Here is a 23,711-nt window from a genome sequence, read left to right as displayed (position 1 = left end):
CAACATGAACGTCACAGCTTGCGACTGGGTGTTTAAGACAGTGGCCCTAATACAGAGAACCTTCCGTTGATATCGTCGGAAAGGCCTCGTGATCGACAACGGAGTGCCAATGCTCGGCTTGCTCCGATCATCGATAGATATCGGAGAATGGGGTCAAAGAAACAAAAGCAGCGCATCCTCGTCGCCAGATTAGCGGCGCTGCGACTGAAACATGGGATCGCGCAATCAGGGTCGTCGCCATTCGGCTCTGCAACGTCACAGCATTGGGGAACCGAAACTGCCCGACGCATTCATCCCAGTCGCCGAACCAACCATGCAGTTATAAGAGAAATGGGTGGAATGGGACTGGATATCTCAATGGCGTTGCTCCAGGGCGGGAAGACCTCAGAATGGCTACCCGGAACCTGAGCTCCGGGATGACGCGCCACATATTGTCACGCAACTTTTGACTTCACCTGATCGTAAATGAAAGGGTAGTCTGTGTAGCCGTGAGCGCCTCCGCCAAAAAAGGTGCCAGGATCCGGCTCATTCAATGGCGCGCTCGACCTTAATCTTTCTGCAAGGTCGGGATTAGCGATGTACAAGCGACCGAATGCGATCACATCTGCTCTGTCAAGCTCGAGGGCTCGTTCTGCTGTCTCACGGGTGAATCCCCCGGCAAGCATCAGAACGCCCTTGTAACGGTCACGCATATCCCGGATTATCTGATCCCACCGAGGATCGGTAATATTGTCGACGACGGTACCCACGATTGCGGGCTCGACAAGGTGCAGATAAGCAAGACCGCGATAATTCAATTCGGTGGCAATATAACCGAACGTCTCTTCGGGCGTATCGTCGTGCATGCCCATAAAGCGGCCCATAGGAGTTAACCGTACCGCTACTCTTGAACTTCCAACAGCTTCGACAATTGCGTCTGTTACCTCAAGAAGAAGTCTGGCCCGATTTACAGGAGTTCCCCCATAGGCATCGGTCCGACGATTGCTCGAACTATTGATGAACGAGTCAAGCAGATAGCCATTTCCGGCATGGATTTCCACTCCGTCCATACCGGCCTCGATTGCATTCTTAGCCGCCTGTACATAATCCCGCACGATGCTTTTGATACCTTCAGTCGTCAGCTCCTGGGATACCGGTACGTCGGCCCAGATCCCGTTTCCGTCCTCGTCGATGATAAACGTCTTGCCCGATACAGGGAGAGCAGACGGCGCAACCGGAAGCCCGTTGCCTGGCTGAAAAGAGGGGTGCGAAACACGCCCGACATGCCATAGCTGCAGAAAGATCCGGCCCCCTTTTTCGTGAACGGCGTCGCTTACCTTGGTCCATCCCGCAATCTGCTCGCGCGTATGGATCCCAGGCGTCCAAGCATATCCTTGTCCTTGTTGTGATATCTGCGTGGCTTCGGTCACAATCAGCGCCGCACCTGCACGCTGGCGGTAGTATTCGACATTCATATCCGTGGGGACATTGCCCGGTTGGCCAGCCCGTGACCTTGTCAGTGGCGCCATCGCAATCCGATGCGGCAAGAAAAGATTGCCCATGTGGATTGGTGTGAATAGTTTTTCTGTCATTGTTACTACCTTTCTTGATCGGACATTCCATCCGGGCCGGCCAGCAAAGGGGCGCGGATGAGGGTCACGCTGATCATTCGCTCGGCCATCGGTTAGCTGCTGCAACCAGAGCTCTGGGAATTCAGAGCGCCGCAAGCCACATTAAGCCCCCTTTGAAGGCTGCTCTTGTACCGTCCAACAGGATTAGGAGGATCGCATTCCAACTTGCCGACCTGAATCCTGCCACCTTACGTCTCAACTGTGACCGTTGCTCGAATCCGACTGGTTGATTCCATGCTATTTGCGAAGAGCATTCAAGAGGCAAACCAAGGTAGGTCTGACATGTACCGGAGTATAAGTTCAACTCGGCGCGTTTGACGTTACGTTGCGTAGGTCACGTCGCGCCGCCGTCCCAAGCGCGTGACCCTCCACTTTGGTAACTCCCCTTGCCAAAGCTGCGGACTCCCATCCGCAAAGGGCCGCCCTGCAAACAATGGGCGGCCCGCCCGGGAGATGAAGACGGCGTTTCCAAGCAGGTCCATATGGCTCCCTCGGTGCCAAGTTGTTTTGAATAGACAGTTGAAGGAACGCCGACAGGCGACGCATCCTGCAACAACGACTTGCAGGATGCAGCGAACGAGATAATTGACGCTCGGGTCGCAGTCTCCTCGACCACGGCGAAATGGCATGGCGTGATACCATGCTCATCCCCGGGGCTTTAAGACCTGCGCATCCCGTTATGACAATGCCGGGGAAGCGTCAACTCACCGAAGTGCGGCGCTCATACGGTTGTGCAACGGGTTGGTTGTAAACAGATATCCTCGGGCGAATGCTCGTCATTGCGTCCTGAAAGTCCAGGGTGAGAATTTTCGCATATATGAAATGGCGAGACGTTTGATTATCTTTAGGACGCTCAATATCGCGAGCGTCAAATGCCGCAGTACGATGCAGGTTCGCAATCAACGCAAGTCAATCCCAACGCATGGTGCTTGCGTTGCCTTGCGGATATGTGAAGCTCTTACCTCGTCTCGACGAGTCGGGTGCAATTCAGGATTGCTAGCGGACAACCGCCGGGAAGGAGCGCTCATCGGCGTCCTCCATATCAGTTCCTATCAAGTACACATCGCCATGCTCACGTATCACCTCGCGCAGCGCGGCAAGACTTACGGTATCATCTGCCTGGACCTCAGCCAGGTGCAGGAGAGTGCTGTCCAGCTCGCCGGACAGCCGACCTTTTACGTCCGCACTCCTGGTTCTCGGTTTGCGTTTATCTGCCATTTCCCGGTCCATTCTATTCGTTGGGCGTGCCTGCTTCATCACAGCGACGATAAAATCAGACGCTGTGATGAAGCAATTTATTGATCTAGCCCCAGACGTTTGTCTTCGCCAGATCGATCAATTCACTTTCACGGCCATTGAACACCGCCTTCACCATGTAAAGGGTAAAACCCTTTGCCATTTCCGGCTTGATAGAGGGGGGAATGGGCAATTCGGTTCGAGCGACCACAGCATCAACCAATACAGGCCCGTCGTGGGACAACGCTTCGCGGATGCCGGATTCTACCTCGTCGGGCCGCTCGATGCGAACGCCCTTGATACCGATTGCCTCTGCCATGGCCGCAAAGTCCGGATTTGTGAAGTCCGTTCCAAACGGAAGAAAACCTGTCGACTTCTGCTCTACCTCCACGAAACCAAGTGCAGAGTTGTTGAAGACAATGATCTTGGCGGGGAGTTTCAACTGCGCAAGTGTCAGCAATTCGCCCATGAGCATCGATAAACCGCCGTCGCCAGACATTGAGATCACTTGACGGCCAGGGAAAGCCGCCTGCGCTCCGATGGCATGGGGGAGAGCATTTGCCATAGAGCCATGCCAGAACGATCCGACGAGGCGGCGCCCGCCGCCAAGGGCCAGGTAACGCGCAGCCCAGACGGTGGGTAGCCCGACGTCGCAGGAGAACACGGCATCTTCACTTGCAAAATCACTCAACGCTTTTGCAATTTGCTGTGGATGTATGATGTGCTTGCTGCGGTCCTCATCGGCGAGGCTGTCGAGTGACTTTCGTGTCTTCTTGTAATGGAGAACCGCCTGCTCAAGGTGTCCGCCGTCGGTATGCTCCTCGATAGATGGTAGCAAAGCACGCAAGCTAGGACCGATGTCGCCGACCAGACCGATATCCACCGGCGCGCGGCGGCCGATCTGGCCAGGGCGAATATCGATCTGTGCGATCCGCACCGAGTTACCCTCGGGGTAGAACTGCCGGTAAGGGAAATCGGTCCCGAGCATCAGAAGTACATCGCAATCTTTCATGGCATAATAACCGGATGAAAAGCCGATAAGCCCCGTCATGCCGACGTCATACGGATTGTCATGCTCGATGAATTCCTTCCCTTTCAGGGCATGAACAATTGGAGCATTAAGTTTTTTGGCAAGTGCGATGACCTCTTCTCGAGCATCGGCAACGCCCGACCCGCAAAAGATCGTCGTTCTTGACGATCCGTTCAACAGCTTGGCAAGTGCTTCAAGTTCCGTCTGCCCGGGTACCACGACGGGTGGCTTGGGCAAAAGGCCCGAAACGCGGGGGTGATAGGGTGTCGCGGCAGGCTTCAGCGCGACGTCGCCGGGAATGACGATCACAGAGACGCCGCGCTTGCCGATGGCTTCGCGGATGCCGATTTCCAACGTCCGCGGCATCTGAGACGTGTCGGAGACCAACTCACAATAGTGGCTGCATTCCCGGAACAGGTCCTGAGGTCGTGTTTCCTGAAAGTAGCCTGAACCAATCTCTGACGAAGGGATCTGAGCCGCTATCGCCAGGACGGGGACACGGGAGCGATGCGCGTCGAAGAGACCGTTGATCAAATGCAGGTTACCTGGGCCACAACTTCCGGCGCAAACAGCGAGCGAACCCGTCAGGTGGGCTTCCGAAGTCGCAGCGAACGCGGCTGCCTCTTCATGGCGGACGTGGATCCACTCGATCGTCCCGTGCCGACGAATTGCATCGGTTATTCCATTCAGACTATCGCCGACCACACCATAAATACGCTTCACCCCCGCGGCGGCCAGGATTTCAACAAATTGATCTGCAGTCGTTTGTGACATGCTTTGTTCTCCAGAAGAGGTTGCATCGGAAGCTAGTGGTAGGGCCCGAAGAGGAGTTCGGTCTTGTCCAAAATCACTGCCGACGACTGTGCTGTGTTCAAAAGCACGCTTTCCGCACTACCGCGTGTGCGCAGATGACGTCTCATTGCGCTTACCTCGCTACGCTGATCCTGTCTGGGGACCTCCGGTTCGCCAACTGGCCATCGGGCAACGTCGTTGCACCTTCATGCGACTTTTGAATAAATTCGCCGGCGATAGCAGTGGCATCCGGCGTTTCGGAGGTCGCATGGCAACATCGTTCAACAATAAAGCGTTCGTTCAAGACGCGGAAAGCTCTTCTGTGCTTGTGGAGATGAACTTGAACGGTCGAAGCTCTCAAGATTGAAGGAGTATTCCCACTATGAGTAGCTGTGCACATCAATCAGCTGTGCGGTTCGTCACCCCAAGAACCTACGGATGTGAGGAATGCCTGGAGCAGGGTCTGGAGTGGTTCCATCTACGCCTTTGCCGAGAATGCGGTCATGTTGGCTGCTGTGATCAATCGATCGGTAAACATGCCACCGCCCATTTTCATGAAACCGGGCACCCGATCATCGAGGCATATGATCCGTCGGAAGGCTGGGGCTGGTGCTACATCGATAAAATGTTCGTCGATTTGCCCAATCAGACGCGCCAGAATGGCCCTATTCCCCGTTACTATTGATCGGAAGCCCAATGGCCAATCAGGCACCGAGCGACGAGCAGGCCTTTCCCATCCTCGACGTTCAGCAAGTACAGATAGCAAAGCGATTCGCGTCGGGCGCAGCGATCTATTTCAAGGCGGAGGATCCAATCCTTGAGATCGGCGCCGTAAATTCACCAGCTTGGCTCGTGCTGGAAGGCGGCTTGACCGTGTTCCGCCGGGACGGTCTAAGTCATGAGAAAGCGATTGCGACGTTAACAGCCGGTCAGTTTTCAGGTGATGTCAATCAGCTGTCCGGACGTCCTTCGTTGGTCGGCGCTCGGGCTGGAGAAGGAGGCTGTATCGCAATTGCCTTCGATGCACCCCATGTGCGCGCGCTGATCATCGGATCCGCGGAGATCGGCGAGATCGTCATGCGCGCTTTTATTCTTCGGCGGACCGCCCTCATAGATAGCGGGAACGCAGGATGTGTACTCATCGGAGTGCCGGGTAGCTCACGGCTGGTGCGGATTCAAGGTTTTCTCCGCCGGAACGGCTATCCCAATTTCGTTCTGGATTCGACGGCCGATCTCGACGGACTCTCCATAGTAGAGCGGCTAGGAATTACGCCGGCCGAACTGCCGATCATGGTATGTCCCGGTGGCAAGATCCTGAAGAATCCCGACGAGGCGGCGGTCTCACGTGGTCTTGGCATAACGCCGACACTCGATCGCAATCGCATTTACGACGTGGCAATCTCGGGTGCTGGGCCAGCCGGTTTAGCTGCCGCTGTCTACGGAGCCTCGGAAGGGCTGGATGTTATCGTGCTTGAGCAGCGAGTGGCAGGCGGCCAAGCTGGCGCTTCGATGCGCATCGAAAACTATCTGGGCTTTCCGACTGGCATCACAGGAGAAGCGCTCATGAGCCGGGCGTTCGATCAGGCGCTCAAGTTCGGCGCAGAGATCGCGCTTCCAATGCCTGTGGCTGCTGTTGATGCACCGGGTGATCCCGCGATGGAAGCGTTCAAACTGACGCTGGCGGACGGCCAGACGGTAAAGGCGCGTACAGTCGTGATCGCCTCTGGAGCTCGCTACCGGATTCCAGCCATCCCAAACATACAGAATTATCAAGGCGCTGGAATTTCTTACTGGGTGTCGCCCATCGAGGCAAAGCTGTGCGGAGGTGAGGAGGTTGCTTTGATCGGCGGCGGAAACTCGGCTGGCCAGGCGGTCGTCTATCTCGCTCCCCAGGTCAAGCATCTACATCTCGTGGTGCGTCGCCCGCTTGAAGAGACAATGTCCGCATATCTCATTGAACGCATTGCCGCGCTCGCAAACGTTGAGGTTCATGTCAATTGTGAGGTCGTCGGCGTCGGCGGAGACTCCGAACGCCAGCTATCATCGATCACGATGGTGGATCGGACCGCCGATAGTCACAGGAAACTGAATCTGCGTCATCTGTTTATATTCATCGGAGCAGATCCTAACACGGAGTGGTTACCTGCCGGCGTCGATGTGGACGACAAAGGATTTATCATTACGGGACAGGATCCTGAGAGATCCACCAGGCCGCGAAGGTCGCGCCAGTCGCTCGAAACCACCCTTCCGAATGTCTTCGCAATTGGCGATATTCGCTCGGGATCAACCAAACGGGTCGCCGCCGCCGTGGGAGACGGGGCCGCCGTCATCAGCCAGATCCACGAGGCGTTGAAGGCCCTGCGCTAAGACTGGTTCTATAGCATTCCCGGGATTGAGTGCAGCCTCTTCCATGGAGTTCCGGCAAGACTTACTCGCATCTCCGTTTCGCAATCGATGGCGTGTCGCAATGTATAGGCCGGCAAAGACGGAAAGAACGAATTTGTCCAAACGCTGGTCAAAACAAACAAGCGCCCCCGATCACCGATGGCCTATTCAGTGACTCGGACAGCGTGCTCCAGATGTCGCGGTCCGTTTTGGAAAGGCAACCATGACTAACAACCCGGATTTTTCCATCACGCGTCGTCAGGCACTCGTCGCAAGCGCAGCCTTTTCGGCCGTTGTCACGATACCCGACCTGGCACTTTCCGCTTCTCATTCCAAACCCTCAAAAGGAAATCTCGAAATGACCGACGGCTTCGTCAAAACCAAGGACGGCGTGAATATCTACTATAAGGATTGGGGTCCAAAGGATGCTCAGCCGATTCACTTTCATCACGGTTGGCCGCTCTCGTCCGACGATTGGGACGCCCAGATGCTGTTCTTTCTTCAACACGGTTATCGCGTCATAGCGCATGACCGTCGTGGCCATGGCAGGTCGTCGCAGGTAGCGGCAGGTCATGATATGGACCACTATGCAGCGGATGCCAATGCCGTTGTCGAGCATCTCGATCTGAGGAACGCGGTCCATGTCGGTCACTCGACGGGGGGCGGCGAAGTCGCGCGCTATGTCGCCAGGTTCGGCGAGGCGCAGGGACGCGTGGCAAAGGCCGTTCTGGTCGCCTCCGTGCCGCCGCTGATGCTGAAAACCGCGAACAATCCCGCTGGCCTGCCGATCGAAGTCTTCAATGGTTTTCGTGATGCATTGGCCGCGAACCGTGCCCAGTTCTTCCTCGATGTACCAAGTGGACCTTTCTACGGATTCAACCGCCCGGACGCGAAAACCTATCCAGGTGTTATCCAGAATTGGTGGCGTCAGGGCATGATGGGCAGCGCCAAGGCTCACTATGATGGCATCAAAGCCTTCTCCGAAACCGATCAGACGGACGATCTCAGGAAAATCACTGTGCCTACTCTCGTGATGCATGGCGATGACGACCAGATCGTGCCAATCGCCGACTCCAGTTTGCTGTCTGTAAAGCTCGTCAAGGACGGCACTCTCAAGGTATACAATGGCTACCCGCATGGCATGCTGACCACCCATGCCGATGTCCTCAACCCCGACCTGCTGGCCTTTATCAAGGCCTGATTCAAGCATGACATGATAGCGTTGTTTGACCCGTGGCCGGAATCGTGAGCCACGGGTTTGCTTTCTCACCGCTCGATCTGCTTCGCAACGGCACCTGATCCTGTGGTGATTGGAGGCTTGGAGCAAAGAGGTCCAAACAAGGAGCTGTTTGTTCAAGCGGCCGGATCGCAATTGCCGGATACTCCTTCTCGCAAAGGAGGTGAACCACGATGACAGCGAAACCCCCGAGTAAGATCGACACGACGCGGGACGGCATCGATGCGCTTCCTGAAATGGAAGACATCGCCTCGGAACTCCCGTTTTTCAGAGGCGACACGGAGATCGGCCAGCGCCTGGAAAAAGCACTTCGGGAAGAGTTTTCCGTCCGCGATCCAGCGGTCGGCCGAATGGAATAAAACGCTCTTGAACCCAAAGAGGATAACATAATGGAACAGGCGCTCAAAACCCGCCGCACCGCTGACCTGAGGACACCCTCAGGTCTCTCCGCGGACGCTGTCAGGGACATCTCGGCCGCGGCTACCACGCTGCTTGCAGATGTCTTTGCCCTCTATCTTAAGACGAAGAATTTCCACTGGCACATGTCCGGTGCGAGTTTCCGCGATTATCATCTGCTCCTGGACGAACAGGGTGACCAGATCTTCGCCATCACCGATCCGCTGGCCGAACGAGCCCGCAAGCTTGGCGGAACCACATTGCGTTCCATCGGAGACATCTCCAGGCGCCAGCGGATCGCGGACAACGATGCGGACTTCGTGCATCCTCACGAGATGCTGGCGGAATTGCGCGAGGATAATGGCAGGCTCGTCTCAAGCATGCGTGCTTTGCACGATACCTGCGGCGGCCATGGCGATGTAGCGACGACAAGTCTTCTCGAGAACTGGATCGACGAGGGCGAGCGCCGTGTGTGGTTCCTTTTCGAGATCCTTCGCGATACGAATCGTTGAGATGAAAGGGGGGTACAGACCAGTGCCCCTTCTTTACCCGTCTTTCAATCCGCCCTCCTCACAGTTTCGACAGGGGCATTGGAGTGAACGAGCTGCATGACCGAACTATATCGGACGTTGACACTTTCGAGGGGACCTGTCGGTCCTGGAGATTTGGCGCAGGACCAGCTTGGCAGGGAACATCATCCGCAGCCATCTTCGTCTTAACGACGTGGAGCTGAAGTTCAAGGTCGCCCAGCGGCCGAGAAAAACTCGACCTGTTCGCGGATCATGTGTCGGCCTGATGTCGAAGTCCAAAATGGGCCGCACCGCAAAGCAACTCCACCTGGCGAGGCTCGGCTACGATGGTTCCTGCCGCCTTTGCTCGGCAAGGGAAGGTGGATCGACAGAGAGAATGACGAACAACAGGACGAGCCACATCGCGCGTTTGGCATTTGAATCCGGAGATGCCCTCATGTTCGACTGATCCCAGGATGGGGCGATCATCGCCAATCAGGGCGCAAAGTCACGGATTACGCATGAGAGACTGAGCTTGCGGCAGAGCCTCGCAAATCTACCTTATCAAGGGCGTTCAAAAAACTTTCGCACAAACTCCCCGTCATTGATTCGACGACTATGGGAAAGTGAACGCGAAAAGATCTTTGCTTACTGACATTTGCATCGCCGACATCGCTTGCGGCTAACGTGGTTTCGTCGGCAGCAACCACCTTAGCCGCGCGTTTGACCGCCAATGGAACGCCACCGCGGATCCGACAAAAGATCGTGACTACGTCGCATTACCAGCGCAATCGGCGAGCGGGTAGAACAGCACGATGCGATCGCCCACGCCGGTTGATTGGTACGCTCCATTGTCTCCAGGTCAATTGACGTTGGCGACAGCCGCTGAGACGATCGGCTGGAATTTGCGCCGGCGATATCTAAGCGGGCTGCGAATAAACCTCAGTATACTCAGGTCACATGCACGTATGATGTACGCACAGCGCTATGCCTCATATTATCGTGATGTCGATAGCATTGGAGACATTCTATGAATATACGTTCGCACCTTACCTCATCTGAGGTTTTCAACGTGCATCGAAGGGCTGTCATGCTGGTCGATCCATCTTTAACGCAAATGTCTCCGCTTGTTGAACGCCTCATCACAGAGGGCTTCGATGTGTACCTTGCTGATGGGGTTGAGACGGTGGCGGCGCATCTCAGGCAGAGAGCAATCGCCTACGCGATGACGGAAATCCGCCTGAAGGACGGAGATGGCTTTGCAGTCATTGAGGCAGTAAAGCATGCCTGTCCCCTTAGCCGCATCATTGTGCATAGTGACTTTTGCACGCTTGCAGCGACAGTGCAAGCGACCAAGGCCGGAGCAAGCGACGTGTTGCCGAAGCCGCTCAACCTGGACTTCCTCATTACGGCAATCCTGGACAGAAGCTTCAACGTTGCAGAGTTTGGCGAGTTTCTGTATGACCCAGCTGTCCTTCGCGCCAAGTACATCGCCGATACCTACCGCTCATGCGGAGCCAGTACAGCTCGCACGGCCCGAAGATTGTCAATGCGCCGCAGGACCTTACAACGCATCATCAAGCGAGAAAAATACGTTTAGACTTACGTCATCCCGGCGTTCGTGTTTCCAGCCGCAGAACTCAATTAATTCATAAGCGGGGCAAAGGAACGCATTCACTCTCAATAACATGGCTGATGTCGCGAGATAGCTGGCTCATTTACAGCACCGATATCGCACTTATCCGATGGTACAAGATGACTGTTGCAGCTTTCTTTAATGACTACAAGATTGCCATCTCCAACCTGAATGCAGCACCGGTCGCCGCTTCTAGCGAGATTCACGGCGACTCCCAGCTGCGTCGGAAGTATCTTCGCATGAGTACAGATGATGGCACAGCCGACTTTCTATGCTCCGGCACGCTCTCTCACATCCGCGCAATGACAGAGGCGTTCGGGATTCATAATCGCGAGTCGAAGCCCAGCAATACAGAATACGATATCGCTGAACTGGTTATCCGAGCTTCTGAGCACGCGCGATCGGCCGGCTATAGCGATTTCGAGTTGCTCGGTCTTTGCAATTCGCAATCATTTGTTTTGAGTTCAAGGAGCGAGCGGCTCCGGCGCGAGTATCCCTACTTTGGATCCGTATCGACTACGGGCGAGGACGCACGGCGGTTCTCAGAACTACTGACGTTCATGGGCATGGAGCTAGCTTCAACCACTGAAGTGGTCGAGACCGTCGAATGCAGGCGGGAACGTATCGCATCCTGGCTTCCTTTCATGCTTATGGAGCACGACAGGTCACTTGAGACTTCGTCGCGATCCATTGCGAGTGGCCGATATTATGAAGTCTACGACTTTGAAAGCGGAACTCTCCAACCCCTCGGATCGACATTGACTGCCTCCATTTCCCTTCCGGGTCTCGCTGGAAGCCCCGAGGCGACAATCAGCAGCTTGCACTTCCATGTGTATCTCGGGGACTCCTTGTCGGTCCTGGTACTGAATGAGCCCACCTCAATTTCGCGTGTCGATGGCGTCGAGCTGCCTTACGAAGCTTTTTCGGTCTATAGCGCTGGTGAACTATTGTGCGCGGAAAGTCAGCGGCCGACATCACGCGAACTGATGCTCCGCTTGCTTGCGAGCCCCAGCCTAACCCGCTTTGCATTATCCGGTCCTCGAGCTTCCGGCCCTAACTGTGGAGTCTTTTATTCGTCGCCCCGACGACTCTTCAAGGTCACGCCAGGAGACGGATTGCTGATGCTGAAGCTTGACCAAGAGACGTTCAACTCGAACGTTGACCGCCTGCTATTGGACATCTCGCCGCGGAGTCATTCCGGGTTCTCGCAGTCGCGGTCGGCCACCCCAGTCTTTCACAATTACAAATAGGAATAAGGGAATGAGCGCAGTTACTCTCCAATTTCATGCACCAGGCCGAGAAACCGACAACAAAGCCTTTGTGGACGAACTGAAAAGGATCGTCGGGAGTGGTAATGTCCTGACAGATCCGTCAAAGACGCGCCGCTATCGAAAGGGTTTCCGGTTCGGAGAGGGAAAAGCGTTGGCTGTCGTACGCCCTGGATCGCTTGTCGAACAGTGGCGCGTGTTATTGCAATGCGTACAGAACAAAAAGATCATCATCATGCAGGCATCCAATACCGGCCTGACCGGCGGTTCGACGCCTGACGGTGACAACTACGACCGCGATATCGTCATCGTCAGCACGACACGCATGGATAAGATCCAACTGATCGATGGCGGAAGGCAAGTGGTTTGCCTGCCCGGAGCGACACTTTATCGACTCGAAGCCGCACTCAAGCCTTTGAATCGAGATCCTCACTCGGTCATCGGCTCGTCATGCATCGGCGCATCCGTCTTCGGTGGCGTAAGTAACAATTCCGGCGGCGCCTTGATTCACCGAGGCCCGGCCTATACAGAGATGGCCCTCTACGCCACGGTAACGGCTGCCGGTACCGTCAAACTGGTCAACCATCTCGGCATTGATCTGGGGACCGAGCCGGAAAAAATGCTGGCCGCGCTCGAGAACAAGACCTACAAGCCAACCGATATTGATCTTAGCGGTGAGCTGCGGGCTTCTGACCACAATTACAGCAAGCATGTGCGCGAGATCGATGAACCAACTCCCGCGCGATATAATGCCGATCCGGCTCGCCTGCATGAAGCCTCGGGAAGCGCGGGGAAAGTGATGACATTTGCGGTGCGTCTCGACACGTTTGAGAAGCCAGAGAGCACGCAGGTATTCTACGTGGGTACGAATGATGTCCACGAGTTGACGAAAATTCGCCGTGATATGCTGAGCGGTTTCAGCGATATCCCGATTTCTGCGGAATACCTTCATCGCAAAGCGTTCGACATCGCCGAGAAGTATGGCAAGGACACCTTCCTGGCCATCCAGTATCTCGGGACGGACCGCTTGCCTGCAATGTTCGCGCTCAAGGGTAAGTTTGATGCGATGGCCAGCCGGCTGCCCCTTATGCCCCAGGGCTTGAGCGATCGAGTCATGCAGTTTATCGGAAGCTTATTTCCCAAACATCTTCCCAAACGTCTCCGCGCCTATCGCGATTCCTACGAACATCACCTGATGCTTAGGACAAGCGGGGCTGTGACCAACGAGGTCCGGAATTATCTCACTAAAATGTTTCCCACCGCGCGGGGCGATTACTTCGAATGTGAACCCCGCGAGGGAGAGAAGGCATTTCTTCATCGCTTCGCCGCCGCTGGCGCGGCCGTTCGTTATCGGGCTATCCATCGCAACGAGATCTCGGATATCGTCGCACTCGACATTGCATTGCGCCGGAATGACTGCGACTGGTTCGAGAAACTACCTGCCGAAGTGGACGATCAGATCGAACACAAGCTGTACTACGGTCACTTCTTCTGTCACGTATTCCACCAGGATTATATCGCCAAGAAGGGCGTCAACACCACCGAACTCGAACATAAAATGTGGGATCTCCTCGATCAGCGCGGCGCACAATATCCGGCGGAACACAACTTCGGCCATCTGTACAGAGCGAAGCAGCCGTTAGTTGATCACTACAGGTCCCTTGATCCGAAGAACATGTTCAATCCGGGTATCGGCGGATGCACGAAGTGTGTTGACTGGCGCTAAAATCGGCAGTCTGAATCTGCGGCGACCATATAGGTAGGCGATCTCGCAAGTCTGTGAAGATTAATTGAAACCGACGAACTCTTGCTTGCAAGGGTGGCGAAAGTCGCCCTTGCAATGCTGCGCAACTCACAGACAGGCGAATATGAAACGTGCTTGCGGCTCAGCGTTCTGAGGGGAGTAGGGCAAGCTTCGAAAGCTGCATGTTTGCAGTTCGGACGACAGGGATATGCGCGTCGATTTTCTGAGGATTGTTCAAAGGACGTCAGTTTGGAAAAGACGAGGTAACGAAATCAGCATACTTGAAGCATCTTCTATAACGCAGCAAATCTTTCGATAATGTGGAACCAAATTAGAATGGATGCCTTCGATCGACAAGGCGCAGTTCAAGGCCAAGCGGGTGAGGGGATAGCCCTGTCACGCAGTGCGTTGAGCTCGATTTTTCTTAAGCGAGTGGTGTTGGCTGCAATCGTCGGGGTGGGGGCGGGGCTCACAGGAGCTGCGCTTGCGCTTTGCCTTCATTGGGTTCAACACATTTCATATGGCTATTCCCTGAACACGCTCGTCAGCCCTGAGAGTTTCCTCGAAGGAGTTGGGCAATCAAGTCCATTACGACGCATCGGAATCCTGATCGGATGTGGCGTCGTAGCCGGATTCGGGTGGTATGGAGTGACGACTTATCTGAAGCCTCTGATCAGTGTCGCGAATGCGGTAAAATCGCCCTGGAATCCGATGCCGCTTCTAGCCACCATGGTACATGCTCTGCTGCAGATCGTCACTGTTGCGATGGGATCTCCGCTCGGCAGGGAAGTCGCACCACGAGAGTTGGCAGCCTTTTTAGCACAGCGGACAGCGCTTGCGGCAAGGATTTCCGAAGACGATGCACGGGTGCTCATTGCGTCCGGTGCCGGGGCCGGCCTTGCCGCAGTATATAATGTACCAGTTGCGGGAACATTGTTCGTTATGGAGGTCTTACTAAAAACCTTCAGGCTTTCATCATTTGCATCCGCAGCAATCGCCAGTACGATTGCAGCATTGGTCGCGCGCTGCTTCCTCGGTGGTGCCCAGCAATACGATGTGCCCGACTATGGGGTCGACCACGCCATCTTACTCTGGTCCGTATGCATGGGACCGATATTCGGAATCGCTGGCTTCGCCTTTCAACTGTGGGCTACGCAGTTACGAAAAGTCGCATCTCGTGGTCCGCAGATGATCATGTATTCTATCGTATCGTTCGCGATCGTCGGGGTACTGTCGGTCGGACTCCCGCAACTGCTCGGTAACGGCAAAGGTCCCACAGAGCTGTCGCTAACGGATGACATCGGGCCGCTCTTTGCACTGGTCCTGCTTGTCACGAAGATCGCCATCATTGGGCTCGTGTTAAGAAGCGGGGCGAAGGGAGGCTTGCTGACACCGGCGTTAACGTTAGGAGCGCTGATGGCCGTTGTCATCGGCGGCATATGGAGCTTGTTTCTTCCGGCTGCGCCGCTTGGCGCTTTTGCCATCATCGGTGCCGCCGCATTTCTCTCATCATCGATGGCGATGCCGATTACAGCGACCTTCTTGGCATATGAGTTCATGCAGCCTGGTTTTGGATTCGTTGTTCCGATCGCTGTTTCAATTTTCGGTGCAACAGTCGCTCGCATGTCGCTCACCCGGCTGATAAAACGGTAGTGAAGAGCGCTGCCGACGGTAGCCTCAATTCTAGAAAGGATCAACCTGGCTCCTCGGTGGTATTCAATATAGGGGTCAGAACAAGATCAGTGCGAAATCGATGGGATGGAAGGCTCCCGCTCCGCCGGTGCTAGGATAGCATCGTTTAGGATGGACAAACCGGGAGCGTTCGAATGGAAGAGATTTCTACGGTAGGCATCGATATAGCGAAATCGGTGTTCCAGGTTCATGCGATTGATGTCGATGGCAATGTAGTTGTGCGGCGACAGTTACGTCGCCAACAGATGCTGAAATTCTTTGCGCAGGTGCCACCCTGCCTCATCGGTATTGAGGCTTGCGGAACCGCTCATTATTGGGCACGCGAGCTTTCTGCTCTCGGGCATGACGTGCGGCTGATGCCGCCAGCCTATGTGAAGCCTTACGTCAAAAGGCAGAAAAATGACGCCGCGGACGCTGAGGCGATCTGCGAAGCAGTGACGCGACCGACAATGCGTTTCGTGCCGGTGAAGTCCGTAGAGCAGCAGTCAGCGGCGATGTTGCACCGTTCAAGAGCTCTGCTCATCAAGCAACGCACGATGCTTCTGCACTCCATCCGTGCCCATCTTGCCGAGCTTGGCATTTCGATTGGCGTCGGAATTGGTCAGATGGCGCGTGTCGTGCGGGAACTTGCGCAAGGTGAGCGCTCGGATCTGCCGGAGCTTGCTCGGTTCGTGCTGGAAGCGCTAGCCAATTTGGTTTGCGATCTGGCGCAGCGACTTCAAGCGATCGAAAAGAAACTGATCTCCTGGCATTACCGAAACGATCTGTCGAATCGGCTGGAAACCATCCCAGGGGTGGGCTTTGTCACGGCGTCGGCACTTTCTTCGATCGTTCCAGATCCGCAGGTTTTTAAGTCGGGGAGGCATTTTGCCGCCTGGCTCGGCTTGGTGCCGCGACAGAACTCATCCGGCGGCAAGACCCGTCTCGGCCGCATCAGCAAACAAGGAAATCGATATATCCGGCAATTATTGATACTCGGCGCCACCTCGGTCTTGCGTTACATTCGCCGGGATGGAGGCAGCGGTACTGGGTGGATTGGCGGCTTGCTGCGCCGCCGGCCGCCAAAGGTCGCAGCCGTTGCTCTTGCCAACAAGATGGCACGCATTGCATGGTCGATCATGAAGCGAGGCGGCGAATACGAGGAAATCAACGATCTGAGAGCGGTTCAGCCCGCAAATTGCTGAGGCCGTTCGAAGTTTGAGGCGAAAAAGGTAAGTGAAGGCAGCAACTCGATCCCGATGGATCAGCCGAACCCGTTTAGCGTAGCGGACGTCAAAAGTCCGTCTAATCGATTGGGGGCACGATCCTGGCGGAACCCTTCAAGGCCAGCAGTCGAAAGAAGGGCTGCATCAAAGGCCGGACACACGACTGCACTCGAGACGCGCTGCATAACGAAGCCATTTTCCCTCACCGCGGGAGCCTTCCACACACGGCGTCCTTGGCGCGGTCTTCGCCGTGTGGATACGCGCCAACCGTCCGCTGGTCTACGCCAATCTCGGACGCGCCTTCGAATAGGCCGTTGCGCCGGTCGCCGGTCGCTGCCTGGCCGCCGCATAGATGTTCAACAAAATATATGGAGTTACCGATGCTGGATCATATCGATCATTGCTGTGCAACCTCGCGAGCCAAAGGAGCCTCTGTCAACGCGGCCACCATCCATCCACTCGAACCGCTGACGCCGGACGAGATCCGCAAGGCCGCCGAGATCGTCCGGCGCGACCCGCCCTATGGCGTCGACACCCGCTTTGGAACCATCCAGCTTCTGGAGCCCAGCAAGGTAGAGCTCCGCGCCCGGCTTGCCGGCGGGCCGATTTTGCGGCGTGCGCGCGTCAACGTCTTTAGCGCTGCCGCTGTCAGTGTCACCAAGATGATCGTATCGCTCGACGACGAGAAGATCATCTCGTCCGAGACCTTGCCGGGCAAGCGGCCGATGATCCAGCTTGAACAGTTCCTCGGCATCGAGAGCATCGTGCGCGCCAATCCCGAGTTCATCGCCGCCTGCGCCAAGCGTGGGATCACCGAGATGGAAAAGGTCTGCGTCGATCCTTGGTCGGCAGGGAATTTCAGTGTACCCGGTGAGGAGGGCCGGCATCTCTGCCACGTATTCGTCTGGCTCAGGCTTCGCGAGAACGAAAATTTCTACGCCCATCCGATCGAGGGGCTGAATGCGGTGGTGGACCTGACCACCAATGAGGTGATCCGCGTCGACGACTACGGCGTCGTGCCGGTGCCGATGAAAGAGGTCAACTACGAACACCAGTTCCTGACCGAGTTCCAGCCCAAGGCAAAGCCGATCGATGTCGTTCAGCCGGAAGGTGTCAACTTCAGGTTCGATGGCCACAGGCTGACCTGGCGCAACTGGTCGCTGGTGGTCGGCTTCAACGCCCGCGAGGCGCTGACGCTGCACGACATCTCCTTCGACGGCCGGCCGATCGTGCACCGCGCTTCGATCGTCGAGATGACGGTGCCCTACGGCAGTCCCGACAATGGCCATTTCCGCAAGAACGTGTTCGACATCGGTGAATACGGCATCGGCAAGCTCGCCAATTCGCTGTCGCTCGGCTGCGACTGCCTCGGCGTAATCAAGTATCTCGACGTCACCCTGAACACCATGGACGGCGAGCCGTGGACGATCGAGAAGGCGATCTGCGTGCACGAGGAGGATTCCGGTCTGCTCTGGAAGCATATCGATTTCCGCAGCGAACGAGCCGAGATCCGGCGGGGCTCCAAGCTGGTGATCTCGACGATCTGCACTGTCGGTAACTACGAATATGCGCTCTACTGGTATCTCTTTCTCGACGGCATGATCGAGTTCGAGGTCAAGGCGACCGGCATCATCAACACTGCGGCCTGCATTCCCGGCCAGCCGGGCAAATACGGTCGCGAGGTCGTGCCTGGGGTGATCGGCCATATCCATCAGCATATTCTTTGCGCCCGGTTGGAAATGGCGGTGGACGGCGACGCCAACAGCGTGGTCGAGTGCAACACCTACGCCGAGCCGCTCGGCCCGGCAAATCCTTACGACAACGCTTTCTACGAGCAGGAGACTGTCTTTGCGCGCGAAAGCGAGGCTGCCCGGTGTGCCAATCCGGCGTCGCATCGCTACTGGAAGGTCATCAATCCCAACAAGATCAACTATGCCGGCTCGCCGGTGGGCTAGCGGCTGGATGCAACGCATTGCATAACACCCTTCGTGCATCCGGATTCCCCTTCGGGCAAGCGCGCCGGCTTCGTGCAGAACCATCTCTGGGTTACGGCGCTTGATCCCGAGGAGCGATTTCCCGCCGGCGAGTTCATGAACCATTCGGATGGCAGCGGCGGGGTATCGGATTTCATCAAGAAGGATCGGCCGATCGAGAATACCGAGATCGTCCTCTGGCACGTCTTCGGTCTGCATCATCCGGTGCGGATCGAGGATTTCCCCGTCCAACCCTGCGTGACCACTGGCTTTAAGCTGATGCCGAACGGCTTTTTCGACGGCAATCCGGCGATAAACCTGCCGCCGGAGGTGAATGCCGCGAGTTGTAGCGCCTAGAGGGGCTGGCTGGTTGCGCTTCCGCTCAAGGGACAGTTGCCGACAATATTCTGCCGAGGGAAGCCTGAGATGGATGCGCAAAAGCCATGCATATTGATGTCATTCTGATGAGCGGCTTGCTGCTGGGTTTTGCCGGCAGCGCCCATTGTGCCTGTCTCTGCGGCGGCATCGTCTCGTCGCTGATGCTGGCGCATGCGCCTGAGAACCGCCGCTCAGGCTCCTTCTTGATGATCCAGTTCGGCCGCATATTGACATATGCAGTCGCTGGCGGAGCTGTGGGCTCGACGATGGAGATATTCGGTCAGCTGTTGCGATTTTCGGGCGGGCAGGAGGTACTGCGGCTGATCGCCGCCGCCGCACTTGTCTGGTCGGGGCTTTCGATCGTCGGCATCCTGCCAAAGATCCGCCGACTAGACGGTGGGATCATGGGTATGATCGGCCAAATGCCAGCGGCCATCTCGGGGTCCTTCAACGCATCGGCACCACTCGTTGCCGGAATCTGCTGGGGGTTGGCGCCCTGTGCGATGGTCTATAATGCGCTGATGACGGCGATGCTGACCGGCTCGATGGCCGGCGGCGCCTTGTTCATGACCGGCTTCGGGCTTGCAACTATTCCCGCCGTTGCGGCTGTCGCCGCCGGCGCGGTGATGCTGACTGGGTCACGAACTGCGCGCTGGCTAGGTCCGGCCCTGCGGCGCGGGGCAGGGCTGACACTCGCAGCCATTGGTGTTCTGAGCGCGACATTCCCGGCCGCCTCGCTTGCGAGCCTTTGTCTCGGCTGAGGTATGTGCTGGTGGCACCGTAAATTCAACCGGTAGACGAGCTATCACTCGCCTATGAGCGAAGCGTGCAACAAAAATTCACCGGCGTTTGGCATCTTCTTTGAAATTGCCGGTCTGTATAAGCGATATTTCCTAAGGCAGCGGCCGCTTTACAAGCAAGACAATAAATTAGAATGCAGGTGACGCCTCTTTCCGGCAGGGCAGATGGAGAAAGAGCCTAGGGCAGATAGCGGTCGCCCGCGCAGTTGTCCGGACGAACGCTCTCAAGCCAAACAATATCATGTTCGCCTATCCTCTACTTAGAGGCGTTGCCGTTGTTCGTCCCCCCAGGTCGCTTCTTATTTCATGTCCACTCCTGCAAACTCTCATCCCTGAAACTGATAGAAAGGCTAAAGCGTTACACACGTGGCGTAGCCGATCCGTGCCACATCAGGAACTTACCCTTCTGGGCCAAATCTCTTCAAGACTTCAGCCGACGGTACTATTGCTTAAAAATCAGTGACGCTCTATATGTAGGTACTTACCTACGTGGAGGTTCGCCTATGAGCATGACGAGTTTGTCCAGCAGAGAAGTCAATCATGACGTCAGCAAAGCTAAAAAAGCTGCTCAGAACGGTCCTGTGATAATCACAGATCGCGGCAAGCCATCGCACGTCCTAATGACCTACAGTGAATTCGAACGTTTGTCAGGGAAACGCAGGAACCTCGTTGACGCGCTCGCTATGCCCGGCCTTTCGACTATTGAGGTGGATACGCCTAGAGCCAAAATCGCGGCACGCGAGGTCGATCTGTCTTGAAGTACTTGCTCGATACGAACGTCGTTTCCGAACTGCGCAAGGTTGGGGATGGCAAAGGAGATGCAAATGTCACGCAATGGGTTGCCTCGCAGGATGCCAGTGAACTCTTTATCTCCGCTATCACGGTGCTGGAGATCGAACGCGGTATCTTGAGCGTTCAGCGCCGCGATGCGTCACAAGGCGCCCGATTGCGAGAATGGATGGATAGCCGCGTTCGCCCGGAATTTGTGGATCGCATTCTGCCCATAGATGATGCCGTCGCCACGCGCTGGGCTCATCTTCATATTCCCGACCGCCGCAACGAGGCTGATGCCTTGATCGCTTCAACGGCGCTAGTCCATGGCTTGACTGTCGTCACGCGGAATATCAAAGATTTCGATGGAACTGGTGTGATCATCGTTGATCCGTGGCAGGGCTGAACTTCCAGGTACAACCGAGGAAGATATAGCTCAGGTGCAGCAACGGGTGCACCGAGAACCTTATCACGTGCTTGGCTTTTGGTTGAAGCAGATCGACGGTTCGATTCTATTCAAGAGCAGGGTACTTTGAGTAACAGCTGTAATGGAACAAGTTCGAGCCCGCGGCTCCGACAGGGGACGCACTCTTCACCGTGGAGCGGAGTTTCGCACTGCCGACGTCCAGGTGGCAACGTGATTGGCAACGGTGATGACATCTTCGGCGGGTTGAACCTGGAGTCGGCTTTACCCTTTGAGGAAGATCGTCAGTTCCCGAGCCACTGTTTCCGGATCTTCCCGCTGCGGGAAGTGGCCAACGTTCTGAAGGACGATCCTGTCGAAGGGACCGGAAAACCTCTTGTGGAGGTCTTCGGAAAGTTCCGGCGGATTGACGCCGTCCTCCATGCCCTGAAAGTAGAGCGTGGGAAGTGAAAGGGATCGCGTCTCCCTGATGCGGTCCTCGAGCCAGACGCTTCGTGGATCGGGCTCGGCTTCACCCCACCGAACTCTGTAGCTGTGGAGGGTAATGGCCACCCACTCCGGATTGTCGAAGGATCTCGACACGGTGGCGAAGGTCTCCTCGTCGAACCAACCGTCGGGGCTCCAGTTTTCCCATTGAATCCGTGCGAACCCGCGCGGATCCCTCTTGATGGCATCGGCGCCGCGCTTCGTTGCCATGAACCAATGATACCAATAGCGCTGCGCCTGCCGAAAGGGCGGCGTCTTCAGCCCGCCAAAGCGCGGCAGCGAGGAAAGAAGCGCCATTCTGTCGACCCGGTTCGGCCATCCGATGGCGAGCGCTTCGGCGATGTTCGAACCCCAGTCGTGACCGACGACGGAGAACCGTTCGATCCCGAGACCGTCCATCAGGGCGATCGCGTCCATTGCGAGAATGGCGCCGTTCGCGGTCCGCAATGCCATGTCGTTCCGGAAAACGGATGCGCCGAAGGCGCGCAGGTAGGGCGCAATCAGGCGAAGGTTTCGGTGCTGCAGGTTTGACGACACAGCTTTCCACGTGGAGGCGTCGTCGGGCCATCCGTGCAGCAAGAGAACGGGATCACCATGGACTGCTCCGCATTCTTCGAAAGCAATCCGCAGGTCGTGAGTGTCGAGGTGCGGCATGGCGATCTCCTGGTTCGATCCAACAACACAGAAAGGCGGCACTTGGTTCCGACACCTGGAACATTGCAGCGTCACCTGAGTTGGTACCCTGGGCAGTCGCGCCCGGCATGCCGAAGAGGCAATGATGAGATCCCAGCACCCATTTCCGATCAGCCGACGATCCGTCCTTGCGGCGGCAAGCACGATGCTCGCGGCCTCGGTCTTTCCCAGCGCCGCCTGGTCGGCTTCGAACATGCAGGAGAACACGCATATGGACGATCCAACGACGAAGTACCCGAAGCCGCCGTTCCAGAAGCAGAGCCAGCCGTTTCCCGGCCTTGCCGGCAAGATGAACCCAAAACCGGATCACGGGGAGACCTCCTACAAGGGCTCTGGCCGTCTCGTCGGACGCAAGGCCCTGATCACCGGAGGCGATTCCGGTATGGGACGCGCCGCAGCCATCGCCTACGCTCGCGAAGGCGCGGACGTCGCCATCAACTATCTTCGGGACGAAGAGCCCGATGCGAAGGAAGTTATCGCGCTTATCGAGAAGGAAGGCCGCAAGGGCGTGGCGCTGCCCGGCGATCTGCGTGACGCCGCCTTCTGCGAAAAACTGGTCGACGAAGCAGTCAAGGCGCTGGGCGGTCTCGACATCCTCGTGAATAACGCCGGGCGGCAGCAGCAGGCCCAGTCGATCGACGACATTACCTACGAAGCCTTCGACGCGACGATGAAGACCAATATCTACGCGACGTTCCTCCTGACGAAAGCCGCCCTCAAGCACATGAAGCCAGGATCGACGATCATCCAAACGACGTCGGAGCAGGCCTATGACCCCTCGGCTAATCTCGTGGACTACGCGATGACCAAGGCGGCAATGATGAACTTTACCAAATCGATGGCGAAGCAGCTCGGTCCGAAGGGCATTCGCGTGAACGGCGTCGCGCCGGGTCCGATCTGGACGCCGCTTCAGGTCAGCGGCGGAGCGACTATGGAAAAGCTCGAAAAGTTCGGTGCAGACACCCCGATGGGCCGTCCCGGCCAGCCCGCGGAACTCGCGTCAATCTACGTGCAGCTTGCGGATCCGCAGGCGAGCTACGCCACGGGACAGGTCTACGGCGCGGCGGGCGGCGGGGGCCAGCCGTAAACTCGCCGATTTCGCCGAAACGCCGATTGACGCGTGGCCGCCTACGACACCGAGGAGTGACGGTGGTCGGTGGGCCTCCGCCCCCAATTCACTCGCAACTACCAGCCGTCCATCGAGGCATGCGAAGCCGAGCCCTTGTCATCCGCGTGCGTTTAGCGGATCAGCTGTGCGCACATTGAAGCCGCTGTAGAATTGGTTAGCTCTGCCGGCATTCGGCCGATCATTGATGGTGTCTTTCGCTTTTCGGAAGCCCGTGATGCCTATACGCAGGCCGCGACACACCAGCAGTTCGGAAAAATCGTTATCATCGACGAATGATCGCGAAAAGGGCGGTCGAGGCAGAGCGCCCCAAACTGTGT

At 56.6% G+C, this 23,711-nt stretch carries 19 protein-coding genes and 1 pseudogene; 15 read left to right on the top strand and 5 right to left on the bottom strand.

What is annotated here, in order from left to right:
- Positions 1 to 434: 434 nt before the first annotated feature.
- The 3 genes from AC13RC_RS22795 to poxB form a co-directional block, all read right to left on the bottom strand.
- Positions 435 to 1,571, bottom strand: coding sequence for an alkene reductase (locus AC13RC_RS22795; protein ID WP_488558485.1), 1,137 nt, complete (start codon positions 1,569 to 1,571; stop codon positions 435 to 437).
- Between the two features lie 1,035 nt (positions 1,572 to 2,606).
- A complete protein-coding gene (locus AC13RC_RS22790) occupies positions 2,607 to 2,828 on the bottom strand; it encodes a hypothetical protein (protein WP_488558484.1) in 222 nt (73 codons plus the stop codon).
- 85 nt (positions 2,829 to 2,913) lie between these two features.
- Positions 2,914 to 4,650 (bottom strand): ubiquinone-dependent pyruvate dehydrogenase, encoded by a 1,737-nt coding sequence (gene poxB / locus AC13RC_RS22785; protein ID WP_488558483.1) that lies wholly within the window; start codon positions 4,648 to 4,650, stop codon positions 2,914 to 2,916.
- A gap of 400 nt (positions 4,651 to 5,050) precedes the next feature.
- On the opposite strand from poxB, the gene AC13RC_RS22780 reads away from it, so the two are divergent.
- The 14 genes and pseudogenes from AC13RC_RS22780 to AC13RC_RS22715 all read left to right on the top strand — a co-directional run bounded on the left by AC13RC_RS22780 (position 5,051) and on the right by AC13RC_RS22715 (position 21,068).
- On the top strand, positions 5,051 to 5,353 hold the full coding sequence (locus AC13RC_RS22780; RefSeq protein ID WP_488558482.1) for a UBP-type zinc finger domain-containing protein: 303 nt from the start codon (positions 5,051 to 5,053) through the stop codon (positions 5,351 to 5,353).
- An 11-nt stretch (positions 5,354 to 5,364) separates the two neighbouring features.
- Positions 5,365 to 7,035: an FAD-dependent oxidoreductase gene (locus AC13RC_RS22775; RefSeq protein WP_488558481.1), complete on the top strand. Its 1,671-nt coding sequence runs from the start codon at positions 5,365 to 5,367 to the stop codon at positions 7,033 to 7,035.
- A gap of 376 nt (positions 7,036 to 7,411) precedes the next feature.
- On the top strand, positions 7,412 to 8,254 hold the full coding sequence (locus AC13RC_RS22770) for an alpha/beta fold hydrolase (RefSeq protein ID WP_488558601.1): 843 nt from the start codon (positions 7,412 to 7,414) through the stop codon (positions 8,252 to 8,254).
- A gap of 209 nt (positions 8,255 to 8,463) precedes the next feature.
- Complete coding sequence (locus AC13RC_RS22765; protein WP_488558480.1) at positions 8,464 to 8,649, top strand: hypothetical protein; 186 nt, start codon at positions 8,464 to 8,466, stop codon at positions 8,647 to 8,649.
- Between the two features lie 30 nt (positions 8,650 to 8,679).
- Positions 8,680 to 9,198 (top strand): Dps family protein, encoded by a 519-nt coding sequence (locus AC13RC_RS22760; protein ID WP_488558479.1) that lies wholly within the window; start codon positions 8,680 to 8,682, stop codon positions 9,196 to 9,198.
- A 1,027-nt stretch (positions 9,199 to 10,225) separates the two neighbouring features.
- Entirely contained in the window at positions 10,226 to 10,795 is a 570-nt protein-coding gene (locus AC13RC_RS22755) for a response regulator transcription factor (protein ID WP_488558478.1), read from the top strand.
- Between the two features lie 155 nt (positions 10,796 to 10,950).
- Complete coding sequence (locus tag AC13RC_RS22750) at positions 10,951 to 12,081, top strand: hypothetical protein (protein ID WP_488558477.1); 1,131 nt, start codon at positions 10,951 to 10,953, stop codon at positions 12,079 to 12,081.
- Between the two features lie 10 nt (positions 12,082 to 12,091).
- Positions 12,092 to 13,825, top strand: coding sequence for a D-lactate dehydrogenase (dld, locus tag AC13RC_RS22745; RefSeq protein WP_488558476.1), 1,734 nt, complete (start codon positions 12,092 to 12,094; stop codon positions 13,823 to 13,825).
- 354 nt (positions 13,826 to 14,179) lie between these two features.
- Positions 14,180 to 15,496, top strand: a complete 1,317-nt coding sequence (locus AC13RC_RS22740; RefSeq protein WP_488558475.1) for a chloride channel protein — start codon at positions 14,180 to 14,182, stop codon at positions 15,494 to 15,496.
- 173 nt (positions 15,497 to 15,669) lie between these two features.
- Positions 15,670 to 16,719, top strand: coding sequence for an IS110 family RNA-guided transposase (locus AC13RC_RS22735; RefSeq protein ID WP_488558474.1), 1,050 nt, complete (start codon positions 15,670 to 15,672; stop codon positions 16,717 to 16,719).
- A gap of 389 nt (positions 16,720 to 17,108) precedes the next feature.
- Positions 17,109 to 19,070, top strand: a pseudogene (locus tag AC13RC_RS22730) (primary-amine oxidase).
- A gap of 86 nt (positions 19,071 to 19,156) precedes the next feature.
- Positions 19,157 to 19,852, top strand: coding sequence for a sulfite exporter TauE/SafE family protein (locus AC13RC_RS22725; RefSeq protein ID WP_113420973.1), 696 nt, complete (start codon positions 19,157 to 19,159; stop codon positions 19,850 to 19,852).
- A gap of 542 nt (positions 19,853 to 20,394) precedes the next feature.
- Positions 20,395 to 20,649, top strand: coding sequence for a type II toxin-antitoxin system Phd/YefM family antitoxin (locus AC13RC_RS22720; protein WP_113352359.1), 255 nt, complete (start codon positions 20,395 to 20,397; stop codon positions 20,647 to 20,649).
- Positions 20,646 to 21,068 (top strand): PIN domain-containing protein, encoded by a 423-nt coding sequence (locus AC13RC_RS22715; protein WP_488558473.1) that lies wholly within the window; start codon positions 20,646 to 20,648, stop codon positions 21,066 to 21,068. The genes AC13RC_RS22720 and AC13RC_RS22715 overlap by 4 nt, the downstream gene beginning before the upstream one ends.
- A gap of 282 nt (positions 21,069 to 21,350) precedes the next feature.
- Here AC13RC_RS22715 and AC13RC_RS22710 read toward each other — a convergent pair whose 3' ends face one another.
- Positions 21,351 to 22,226, bottom strand: coding sequence for an alpha/beta fold hydrolase (locus AC13RC_RS22710; protein ID WP_488558472.1), 876 nt, complete (start codon positions 22,224 to 22,226; stop codon positions 21,351 to 21,353).
- Positions 22,227 to 22,458: 232 nt separating this feature from the next.
- Between AC13RC_RS22710 and AC13RC_RS22705 the strand changes: the two genes are divergently transcribed.
- Positions 22,459 to 23,352 carry an SDR family oxidoreductase gene (locus AC13RC_RS22705; RefSeq protein ID WP_442967340.1) on the top strand — a complete coding sequence of 298 codons (894 nt, stop codon included), beginning with the start codon at positions 22,459 to 22,461 and terminating at the stop codon, positions 23,350 to 23,352.
- Positions 23,353 to 23,490: 138 nt separating this feature from the next.
- Here AC13RC_RS22705 and AC13RC_RS22700 read toward each other — a convergent pair.
- A partial coding sequence (locus AC13RC_RS22700) for a hypothetical protein (RefSeq protein ID WP_488558471.1) occupies positions 23,491 to 23,711 on the bottom strand: 221 nt, incomplete at its 5' end.

The sequence above is a fragment of the Martinezella sp. CNPSo 3890 genome (genome assembly GCF_057784455.1).
The sequence above is the reverse complement of the archived record's forward strand: the minus strand, read 5'-3'. Positions and strand labels throughout refer to the sequence as shown.